This is a genomic window from Saccharopolyspora taberi, from assembly GCF_039534165.1.
Lineage (GTDB): Bacteria > Actinomycetota > Actinomycetes > Mycobacteriales > Pseudonocardiaceae > Saccharopolyspora_D > Saccharopolyspora_D taberi.
In genome coordinates, this window is the sequence record NZ_BAAAUX010000021.1 from 1 (window position 1) to 10388 (window position 10388).

The window sequence follows — 10388 nt, forward strand, 5'->3', positions numbered from 1 at the left end:
GCTCCACCAGCTGGTCGGCACTGGGCACCGACATCGCCGCGGGCTGCGCCGGGCGGCTGCGCCCGCGCACCCGCCGCCCGCTCGACCGCAGGTCGAGCACCTGCCCGTCCGGGCCCTCGGCCGCCGGGGCGAACCCGGCCGCCCGCAGCCCGTCCACCACCTCGGCCAGCGGCAGCGGGCTGACCAGCACGGTCGGCGCGATCCGGCGCAGTTCCAGCTCGCCGACGGCGGCGTTGGCCAGCACCTCGGCCAGCAGCACCGGGTCGTCGCAGCGCAGGAACGCCGACGCGGTCCCGGCGCGGAGCCTGCCGTGCCTGCGGGCGACGTCGTCGATCAGGTAGGTCAGCGACTGCGGGACCGGGGTCCGCGAGCGGGTGCGGAACAGCGCGTGCAGGTCGTCGGCGGTGCGCCCGGCGTCGAGGGCGCGGCGGACGCTGCCCTCGCTCACGCGGTAGACGGTGGCGCCACCGGCGGACTCGACGTCGGCGACGAGCTTCATGTCCGCGGCCAGGTCGGGTTCGAGCCTGCCGGGGGCGACCACGGTCAGGTCGGCCTGCACCAGCACGTGGTCGAGCGCTTCGGGCAGCGCCACGTGTCGGGCGGCCTCGGCCGGGCCGTCGGCGAGCAGCACCCGCCCGGCGGTGGACAGCGCGCCGAGGGCCGTGATGCCCAGCGCGTCGGCTTCTGCGAGCGTCCAGCGCACCAGGTCGTCGCGCAGCCTGCCGCCCTTGCGCGGCGCGCGCCAGGCGAGCACCGCGGCGAGGTCGTCGGGGGAGCGCACGCCGTGGTCGGAGGGCAGCTCGTCGAGCACGTCGAGGATCCGCCGCCGGTCGCGCGGTGCCAGCGGGCGCCGCAGCTCCTCGGAGAGCGGCCCGAGCAGGCGGTCCTTCTCGTCGCGGGCGCCGATGAGGCCGGGCAGCCGGGGCAGCGCCAGCCACGCCCGCGCCAGCACCGACCAGCGGGTCTCGGGCATCGACGCCAGCCAGCTGTCGGACTGGTAGGTCGGCACCCACTGCGGGGCGGCGTCCTCGCTCGCGGCGATCAGCCCGGCGGCGACCGCGACCTCGGCGATCAGCCCGGCCCTGGTCTCGTCGATCTCGATCGTCCTCGCGGTGCGGCGCACCTCCCTGACCCCGACACCGCCGGACTTCAGCACGTCGGGCGGGTCCTCGCCCCAGGATTCGAGCAGCAGCTCGACGTGGCGCAGCAGCTCCAGCACCTCGCCCGCGGCGGTCGAGTCGATCGAGTCCCGACCGCGCTCGACCAGGTCGAGCAGGGGTTCCTCCGGTTCGACCGCGCCCATCGGGTGGTCGCCGCGGACCGCGAACGCCAGCTGCCGGGGCAGCTCGACGGTCTGGGCGTCGCGGCGCAGCAGCAGCCCCCTGGCCAGCAGCCGCTGGACCGGGTTGGCCGCCTGCTCCAGCGGGACCTGCTTGCCCGCGTCCTTGGTCTGCCCGATCGGGGAGCCACCGGCGAGCCGGGCGACCAGGCCCTGCTCCTCCTCGTCGAGGTCGGCGAGCACGGCCTTGGCCTGCGCCTCGGTGAGGTGCTCGGCCGGGCGGCCGAGCCCGGCGGGGAAGGTCGGCAGCGCCTCCCGCACGGCGGGCGCGATCGCCAGCTCCGCCTCGTCGCCCCACACCAGCGCGCGGGCCCGCAGCCCGTCGACCGCACTGCGCGCCCGCTCGACGGTCACGTCGCGGCCGAGCAGGTCGGCGACGGCGCTGAGGGAGGTCGGCGCGGCGTCGGCGTCCAGCAGCACCAGCGCTTCGAGCGTCGACAGGGCGAAGGCGTCCAGGTCCTCGCAGGCCCGGGCCACCGACGACCGGACTCCCGCGCGGGTCGCCAGCACGGCGCTGTCCGCGGGCGGCGGGGTGGCCAGGTCGGGCCGTGCGCGCAGCAGCGCGACAAGTTCTTCGTCGCTGCGTTCACGCAGCCAGTCGGCGAGTGCAGGCATCCCCGCAACGATACCGAGCGCGGGGCCGTCGGCGGTCCTCGTTGTGACGCCGTGACCGGGGCCCTTTGCCTTGCGTTGTTCGCGGTGTGTCTCGCGCTACCCATGGGTGAGACGGGCAGGCGCATCCGGCAAACTGGATGCGCAAGGTGCCGAGTGGTCAGGAGGAACGACGTGGCCGGCAAGACCAAGAAGGACCGGATCGACCCCGCGTGGCCGAAGGTCGCCGACGGCGAGCACCCGGTCACCGAACTGCTCACCGACAAGCAGGGCGCGCTGTCGCCGTTCGGCGACACCAGCTTCCCGCTGGCCGCGGACGCCGTTCCGTACTCCCACCCGGTCACGAAGATCAACAAGTAGTCCCAGGGCTGACGATCAGCCCAGGGCCGGTGATCAGCGCGGTTCCTCCGCGTGCGGGCGTCCCACTCCGGTGGGACGCCTTTCTGCTTGGCGGGGCGGCCCATTGGGTGGCGGAGTGTGACTTCGCGTTCAACGTTTTGTCAAGGCCCGGGTGCCGGTAGTCGGCCCGGAGATGGCTCACACTTGGGAAAGTTCTAGGATTTTTCGTGCCGGGTGAACTTCGGTCGCTTTAGAAGTCCGCAGGGGCTTCACCCCGGATAGGTGATCTGCTTCGACCACCAGGTCAGGCGCGTCGCCCGGCCAAGTCCATAGATCGTCTTGCGACAGGGGTGTGCCATGCCGGTTCCTGGCCCGGGTTATTCGATCACCGTTCGCGTCGAGGCGCCGCCGTCGGCCAGCGCCGCAGGCGACCTGACCGGCTCCGTCGGCCGAGCGGGCGGCGTGATCACGGCGTTCGACGTCGTCGAGTCGCACGCCGACCGCATCGTCGTCGACCTCACCTGCAACGCCCTGTCGGCCGACCACGCCAGCGACATCACCGAGGGGCTGGGCGAGCTGCCCGGCGTCCGGGTCCGCAAGGTCTCCGACCGGACCTTCCTGGTCCACCTCGGCGGCAAGATCGAGGTCAACTCCCGGGTCGCGCTGACCAACCGCGACGACCTGTCCCGCGCCTACACGCCCGGCGTCGCCCGCGTGTGCACCGCGATCGCGGAGAACCCCGAGGACGCCCGCCGCCTGACGATCAAGCGCAACTCGGTGGCCGTGGTCACCGACGGTTCGGCCGTGCTCGGCCTCGGCAACATCGGCCCGGAGGCCGCGCTGCCGGTCATGGAGGGCAAGGCGGCGCTGTTCAAGAAGTTCGCGGGCGTCAACGCCTGGCCGGTGTGCCTGGACACCCAGGACACCGAGGAGATCATCCGCGCGGTCGAGCTGATCGCTCCCGTCTACGGCGGCATCAACCTGGAGGACATCGCCGCGCCGCGCTGCTTCGAGATCGAGCGCAGGCTGCGGGACAAGCTGAACATCCCGGTGTTCCACGACGACCAGCACGGCACCGCCGTCGTCGTGCTCGGCGCGCTGCGCAACGCCCTGCGCGTGGTCGGCAAGGACCTCTCGGCGTGCCGCGTGGTGGTCTGCGGCGTCGGCGCGGCGGGCTCGGCGATCATCCGGCTGCTGCAGAAGAAGGGCCCGGCCGACGTCATCGCCGTGGACATCGACGGCATCGTGCACACCGGGCGCGGCGACACCGACCCGAACCTGCGGTCCATCGCGGCCAACACCAACGCCGAGGGCCGCACCGGCACGCTGTCCGACGCGGTCGCCGGTGCCGACGTGTTCATCGGCGTCTCCGCGCCGAACCTGCTCAGCGCCGACGACGTGGCCACGATGAACTCGGACGCGATCGTGTTCGCGCTGGCCAACCCGGACCCGGAGATCGACCCGCTGGAGGCGCAGAAGCACGCCAAGGTCGTGGCCACCGGGCGCAGCGACTACCCGAACCAGATCAACAACGTGCTGGCCTTCCCCGGCGTCTTCCGCGGCCTGCTCGACGCGCACGCGAACGAGATCACCGACGACATGATGATCGCGGCGTCCAACGCCATCGCCGACGTCGTCGACGGCGAGCGGCTCAACGCCTCGTTCATCGTGCCGAGCGTCTTCGACTCGGCGGTGGCCCCGGCCGTCGCCGAAGCGGTGCGCAAGGTGGCCCGTCCGGCCCACAGCTCGGCGGGCGGTTCCGCGGTGCCGTGGTCGATGGCCGAGGACCTGGAGTACTGACCCGAGCTCTACGCTGGAGGCATGGCGCAGAGCGATCTCACGCACGTCGACGAAGCGGGCGCGGCCCGCATGGTCGACGTGTCGGAAAAGCAGGTGACCGCCCGGACGGCGGTGGCGAGCGGGGTGCTGCGCACCACCGCCGAGGTCATCGCCCTCCTGCGGCGGGACGGCCTGCCCAAGGGGGACGCGCTCGCGACCGCCCGGATCGCGGGCATCATGGCCGCCAAGCGGACCCCGGACCTGATCCCGCTGTGCCACCCGATCGCGCTGTCCGGCGTCAAGGTCGACCTGGAGCCGGGCGAGGCGGAGGTGCGGATCACCGCCACCGTGCGCACGACCGACCGCACCGGTGTCGAGATGGAGGCGCTGACCGCGGTCACCGGCGCCGGGCTCGCGCTGCACGACATGATCAAGGCCGTCGATCCGGCCGCGGTGCTCGACGCGGTGCGCGTCGAGCGCAAGGAGGGCGGCAAGACCGGCACCTGGGTCCGCGAAGTCTGAATCGCAGGGGAGAAGCTCCATGACGCGCACAGCTCGCGTGGTCGCGGCGTCGAACCGGGCCGCCGCCGGTGTCTACGAGGACAGGACGGGCCCGGTGATCGTCGAATGGCTGCGCTCGCGCGGCTACGCCGTGACCGGGCCCGCGGTGGTCCCCGACGGTGATCCGGTGGGGGAGGAACTGCGCCGCGCGGTCGCCGACGGCGTCGACGTCGTGATCACCACCGGCGGCACCGGGATCAACCCCACCGACCGCACGCCCGAGGTCACCGCCGACGTCCTCGACTACCCGATCCCGGGCCTGGCCGAGGCGATCCGCCAGGCCGGGCTGCCGAAGGTGCCCACGGCGGTCCTCTCGCGCGGTCTCGCCGGCGTGGGAGGCCGGACCCTGATCGTGAACCTCCCCGGCTCCCGCGGTGGCGTCCAGGACGGTCTCGGCGTGCTGGACGGCGTCCTCGACCACGCGGTGGACCAGCTCCACGGCGGTGACCACGAGCGCCCGGTGCACGAACCGGCCGCCGTGCTGCGGGCCGACGTCGTCGACGAGCCGCTGAGCGTGGAGGAACTGGCGAAGCTGGTCGAGCACAACGCGGCCGGGGCGGTCGTCACCTTCGGCGGCGTGGTCCGCGACCACGACGGCGGGCGCGGGGTCCAGGAGCTGGAGTACACCGGCCACCCGTCCGCGAACGCGGTCATCGCCGAGGTGGCCGGCGAGATCGCCGCCCGGTTCGAGGGCGTGCGAGCTCTCGCGGTGGCGCACCGGATCGGCCTGCTCGGCATCGGTGACGTGGCCCTGGCGTGCGCGGTGGCCGCCGAGCACCGCAAGCAGGCGTTCACCGCCTGCGCGGAACTCGTGGACGAGGTCAAGCGCAGGCTGCCGATCTGGAAGCGCCAGGTCTTCGACGACAACACCGAGGAATGGGTCAACTGCCCGTAGCGCGGGCCCGGATGTGACGGAACCCCACCGCTGGGGGCTGGCGGTGGGGTTCCGAGTTCTTGCGGGCGGGCCGCGTCAGCATTCGGGGAGCTGACGCGGCCGCGCTCCTTCCCGGTCGCTGCGACCGGGACAGATCACTTGATGTCGAGCTTCTGCCCGGGGAAGATCAGGTTCGGGTCCTTCAGGACATCGGTGTTGCGCTCGAAGATGTCCTTGTAGTCGACGCCGAACTTCTCACCGATCTTGCCCAGCGTGTCGCCGGCCTGGACCGTGTAGTCCGCACCGTTCGACTGCACCGTGCTGCGGGTGGTCGTCTTGGTGGTCTGGGTCTTGGTCGTCGGCTTCGTCTGGGTCTTGGTCTGGGTCTTGGTGCTGCCGCTGGTCCAGTTCAGCTTGGCGCTGCAGCCCGGCCAGGCGTTCTTGCCCTGGCTGGCCAGGACCTTCTCCGCGACGGCGATCTGCTGCTCGCGGGTGGCGTCCTTGGCGTTGGCGGCGTACTGGGTGCCGCCGTAGGCCGCCCAGGTCGACGGCGTGAACTGCAGGCCGCCGGAGAAGCCGTTGCCCGTGTTGGCGCTCCAGTTGCCGCTGCTCTCGCACTGCGCGAGGGCGTCCCAGTTCGCGGCGTTGGCGGGCGCGGCGATCGCGAGCGGAGTCGCGATGACAGCGCCGGCGACGGCGATCCGGGCAGCGGTGCGGGCGGTATTCGACGGCTTGCGGTGCTTGCCGGTGTAGCGAGCCATGTCCCTCTCTCCTGCCGCGCCTGCGAAGTGAGCTGTCGGGTTCGGGCTGAGAGGCAGCCCGGCCGGTTCGGCGAACCGGCTTCACCCCTAGGGCGTTCGGGGCGCCCAGTGGTGGTTCCCCCGCCCCTGTCCGGTGTGTTCGTTTCGGGGTCCGGAAGCCCGCCGGACAGGGTTCGGCGCTGCGGGCTTCCACTTTCGTTCGGTCGGTTCGGGGCCGACCGAGGAGCGACACTACGTAATCGCCGGAGCGATCGGAAATCTCCGCGTATGTGACGGTGGTCACAGTAACGCCGGGGTTCGGTAGTCCGATCCGAGGTATAGCTGCTGATCAGAGCGTCGTTATCAACTCGTGTCCGCGCCGATATCGATCACCGTCAGTGAGGCGTGGATCACCCCATTTCCGCCTTCGCAACGACTGCGCCGCCGCGCTGTAACCGGGATGTGGGTTGCCGCAGGCGTGTGGGAGCCGTTCGGCGCTGCTAGCTGATCGTGTCCGAGCGCACACTGGTCGTGTCAATTTGCGATAGAAATCCGACGCGTTTCTATCGCGCTGATCGACCGCGCGGAAGGGCTCACCCGGAGACCTCCGAGGTCTTCCGGCGAGGGGGAAGCACTGTTCGAACACCCTCCGAAATCACTCGGATGAGCTATGACGACACGCCGGGGCATGTTGTATATACGCGCGCCTGCGCGCGTGCAGATAGATAAGGACAAGGCCCGGCGGGAGTCAGCCGGCGGCGAACAGCCGGGGGCGGTCGGGGTGAGGTTCCGGCGGCGGTGAGGCGGCGCTGTGAGCAGCGGAAACGGGCGTGCGGCACGTCGGCCGCCGACGAGCGGGAGCGGCTCAGGCGGCGGCGACGGGTGAGTGAAGCTCAGGCGGTGTTGGCCGACATGTGGTGGCTCAGGCGGAGAGGCAGCAGGCGGGGCTCGAGCGCCAGCCCGCGCGCGACAGGCGGACTGGAACGCCGGTGCGCGTCCCCGGGCTGCGGCTCAAGTGCAAGTGCCCACGCTGTGACCAGGCGCGATCCAGGTTCCAGCCGCCCGCCCGACCTGCGGCTCAAGCGCCACCGCGCAGCTCAGGCTCCACCGCACAGCCCAGGATCCACCGCATAGTCCAGGCCTCATCGCCCAGCCCAGGCCCCGCCGCGCAGCCCAGGCCTCATCGCGCCCGCCCCGAGCCTCCGGCTCGGCCCCGGCTCGGGCGCCCGCAACCAGCCGTCCCACGGCGAAAGCCCACGAGCGACCCCAGCCCGGCTCAGCCCCCGGCGAAAGGCGGCAGCACGTCGAGTTCGGCGCCGTCGCTGACCTCGACGGAACGGTCCCGCACGGCCAGCCCGTCCAGCAGGAAGCTGCACGCGGGCACGACCTTCGCCAGCCGCTCCCCGTGCTTGCTGAGCACCGCGTCGATGACGTCCGACGCGCGCGGCGCGCCGTCGCCGGAGCGCATCACCACCACGGTCTCTTCCGCGATGCCCGCCGCGGCCCGCGCCCCCGCGAAGTACCGCACCTTGACGCCGACCTGCTCGTGCACGGCGCTCATCCTCCGATCGCGCTCATCGGGCGCGACGGCTGGGCGAAGCCGTCGCCGTCCACGCCGTGCCCGGCGGCCTTCGCCCACATCGTCTCCTGCCACAGCCGGACCAGGTCCTCGTCCGCCGCCCCGGCGCGCATCGGCCCGCGCAGGTCGGTCTCGGTCGTCGAGAACAGGCACGACCGGAGCTGGCCGTCCGCGGTGAGCCGGGTGCGGTCGCAGGCCGCGCAGAACGGCCGGGTGACCGAGCCGATCACGCCGACCGTCGCCGGCCCGCCGTCGACCAGCCACCGCTCCGCCGGGGCCGACCCGCGCTCCGCGCTGTGCGGGGTCAGCGAGAACTCCGCGCGCAGCATCTCCAGGATCTCGTCCGCGGTGACCATCTGGCCGCGGTCCCAGCCGTGCTGCGGGTCGAGCGGCATCTGCTCGATGAACCGCAGGTGGTAGTCGTGCTCCAGGCAGTAGCGCAGCAGGTCGCACGCCTCGTGCTCGTTGAGCCCGCGCATCAGCACCGCGTTCACCTTGACCGGTTCGAGCCCCGCCGCCTTGGCCGCCTCCAGCCCGGACAGGACGTCGTCGAAGCGGTCCCGGCGGGTCAGCTCGCGGAACGTGTCGCGGTCGAGGGTGTCCAGCGAGACGTTGACCCGGTGCAGCCCCGCACTCCGGAGGTCGTCTGCGTAGCGGGCGAGGTTGATCCCGTTGGTCGTCAGCGAGGTCTTCGGCGCGGAGGGCAGCTGCGCGGTCGCGCCGACGATCTCGACGAGGTCCTGGCGCAGCAGCGGTTCGCCGCCGGTGAACCGGACGTTGGTGACGCCGAGCGTCTCCACCGCGATCCTGATCAGCCTGATCATCTCGCCGGTGTCGAGGAGCTCGGCCCGTTTCAGCCAGGGCAGGCCCTCGGCGGGCATGCAGTAGGTGCAGCGAAGGTTGCACTTGTCGATCAGCGACACCCGCAGGTCGGTGGCGACGCGGCCGAAGCGGTCCACCAGGTGCGGCGTGTCAGGGCGAGTCGAGACGTCGGTCGTGTGGGGCACGACCGGGATCCCCAGGTCCACCGCGGTCACCAGTCGACCCTAACGCGCGAAGGACTCGATTTCGATCGCGTGGCTGGCTTTTGTGGTTCTCCGCTGAAAGTCCGTGTCATCGCAGGTAGCCGGATCGGAGAAAGCTACGAAGTCGATCACAGATCCGCATTTTCGGGTACTGGAGGCTGGTTGCTCCCGCTGGTGCGGAAGTAATGTGAACCTCGTGCCGCACTATCGGATTTCCGAAGTGGCCGGGTTGTTCGGGGTCAGCGACGACACTGTGCGCCGCTGGACCGACGGCGGTCACCTTCCCACGGACCGGGACGCCTCCGGTCGGCTCGTGGTGGACGGGGCCGCGCTGGCCCGCTTCGCCAGGGAGCAGGCCCGCTCCGCGCCCGACCCCTCCGGCGTCGGCCGGTCCGCCCGCAACCGCCTGGTCGGACTGGTCACCGAGGTGGTGTCGGACCGGGTCATGTCCCAGGTCGAGATGCAGTGCGGCCCGCACCGCGTGGTGTCGCTGATGAGCACCGAGGCGGTGCGCGAACTCGGGCTGGAGCCGGGAGTGCTGGCGGTGGCGGTGGTCAAGTCGACGACCGTCGTAGTGGAGACACCGGGAGGATCATGATGCGCTTCAGGGCGATCGTGGCGGGGCTGCTCGCGGTCCTGCTGCTCGGCGCCTGCGGGCAGGCGGGTTCCGAGCAGCAGCGGACGCTGACCGTGCTGGCCGCCGCGTCGCTGACGGAGTCCTTCGACGAGCTCGGGCAGCGGTTCAGCGCCGACCACCCCGGCGTGCGGGTCACCTTCGACTACCAGGGCTCGTCGACGCTGGCCGAGCAGGTCAACCAGGGTCGCGCCGCCGACGTCTTCGCCTCGGCCGACACCAGGAACATGGACAGGGCGGCGGCGAACCTGAACGGGGCCGCGCAGCCGTTCGCGACCAACCGCCTGGCCATCGCGGTGCCGAAGGGCAACCCGAAGGGCATCCGCTCGCTGGCCGACCTGACCGCACCGGACCGCGTCGTCGTGGTCTGCGCGCCGCAGGTGCCGTGCGGTTCGGCGAGCGAGCAGGTCGAGAAGGCAGCCGGGGTCCAGCTGGCTCCGGCCAGCGAGGAGGACGACGTCAAGTCCGTGCTGCAGAAGGTCGCGGCGGGAGAAGCCGACGCCGGTCTGGTCTACGTCACCGACGCGCGGTCGGCGGCGGACAAGGTCGACGCGATCGAGTTCCCCGAGGCGCAGCAGGCCGTCAACACCTATCCGATCGCCGCGCTCAAGAGCGCCCCGGAGCCCGAACTCGCCGCGCAGTTCCTGGAGTACGTGCGCGGCCCGGTCGGGCGGGAGGTGCTCGGGGCGCGCGGGTTCGCCGCGCCGTGACCTCCGGCAGGAACCCGGCCGGTCGTGGGAGCTGGGTGTGGTGGTCGGTCGGGGTCGGTCTCGGGAGCCGGGTGCGGCGGTCGGCCGGGGCCGGTCGCGGAAGCCGGAGGCAGCGGTCGTCTCGGGCCGACCGCGGGAGCCGGGTGTGGCGGTTGGCCCAGGCCGGTCGCGGGAGCCGGAGGCAGCGGGGGGGGGC

10 protein-coding genes and 1 riboswitch are annotated in these 10388 nt (G+C 72.1%); of the genes, 6 read left to right on the top strand and 4 right to left on the bottom strand.

Features of this window, described 5'->3' with window-relative positions; all coding sequences use genetic code 11:
* Window positions 1–1954 (bottom strand): helicase-associated domain-containing protein (locus tag ABD691_RS25780; RefSeq protein ID WP_344683976.1); only part of this gene is annotated, 1954 nt, incomplete at its 3' end.
* A gap of 171 nt (window positions 1955–2125) precedes the next feature.
* On the opposite strand from ABD691_RS25780, the gene ABD691_RS25785 reads away from it, so the two are divergent.
* From ABD691_RS25785 to ABD691_RS25800, 4 genes are all read left to right on the top strand, one after another.
* Window positions 2126–2311 (top strand): hypothetical protein, encoded by a 186-nt coding sequence (locus ABD691_RS25785; protein ID WP_344683978.1) that lies wholly within the window; start codon window positions 2126–2128, stop codon window positions 2309–2311.
* A gap of 336 nt (window positions 2312–2647) precedes the next feature.
* A complete protein-coding gene (locus tag ABD691_RS25790; protein ID WP_344683981.1) occupies window positions 2648–4090 on the top strand; it encodes an NAD-dependent malic enzyme in 1443 nt (480 codons plus the stop codon).
* Between the two features lie 21 nt (window positions 4091–4111).
* Window positions 4112–4591 carry a cyclic pyranopterin monophosphate synthase MoaC gene (gene moaC / locus ABD691_RS25795; RefSeq protein WP_344683982.1) on the top strand — a complete coding sequence of 160 codons (480 nt, stop codon included), beginning with the start codon at window positions 4112–4114 and terminating at the stop codon, window positions 4589–4591.
* A gap of 19 nt (window positions 4592–4610) precedes the next feature.
* Window positions 4611–5525, top strand: coding sequence for a molybdenum cofactor biosynthesis protein MoaE (locus ABD691_RS25800; protein WP_344683983.1), 915 nt, complete (start codon window positions 4611–4613; stop codon window positions 5523–5525).
* 134 nt (window positions 5526–5659) lie between these two features.
* On the opposite strand, the gene ABD691_RS25805 is transcribed toward ABD691_RS25800, so the two are convergent.
* The 3 genes from ABD691_RS25805 to moaA form a co-directional block, all read right to left on the bottom strand.
* Window positions 5660–6265 (bottom strand): transglycosylase family protein, encoded by a 606-nt coding sequence (locus ABD691_RS25805; RefSeq protein WP_344683985.1) that lies wholly within the window; start codon window positions 6263–6265, stop codon window positions 5660–5662.
* A 1-nt stretch (window position 6266) separates the two neighbouring features.
* Window positions 6267–6411: riboswitch (cyclic di-AMP (ydaO/yuaA leader) on the bottom strand.
* 1109 nt (window positions 6412–7520) lie between these two features.
* Entirely contained in the window at window positions 7521–7805 is a 285-nt protein-coding gene (locus ABD691_RS25810) for a MoaD/ThiS family protein (RefSeq protein ID WP_344683987.1), read from the bottom strand.
* Complete coding sequence (gene moaA / locus ABD691_RS25815) at window positions 7802–8860, bottom strand: GTP 3',8-cyclase MoaA (RefSeq protein WP_344683988.1); 1059 nt, start codon at window positions 8858–8860, stop codon at window positions 7802–7804. Before moaA ends, ABD691_RS25810 begins: the two co-directional genes overlap by 4 nt.
* Window positions 8861–9044: 184 nt before the next feature.
* On the opposite strand from moaA, the gene ABD691_RS25820 reads away from it, so the two are divergent.
* Window positions 9045–9446, top strand: a complete 402-nt coding sequence (locus ABD691_RS25820) for a TOBE domain-containing protein (protein WP_344683989.1) — start codon at window positions 9045–9047, stop codon at window positions 9444–9446.
* Window positions 9443–10192: a molybdate ABC transporter substrate-binding protein gene (gene modA, locus ABD691_RS25825; RefSeq protein WP_344683991.1), complete on the top strand. Its 750-nt coding sequence runs from the start codon at window positions 9443–9445 to the stop codon at window positions 10190–10192. Before ABD691_RS25820 ends, modA begins: the two co-directional genes overlap by 4 nt.
* Window positions 10193–10388: the final 196 nt, after the last annotated feature.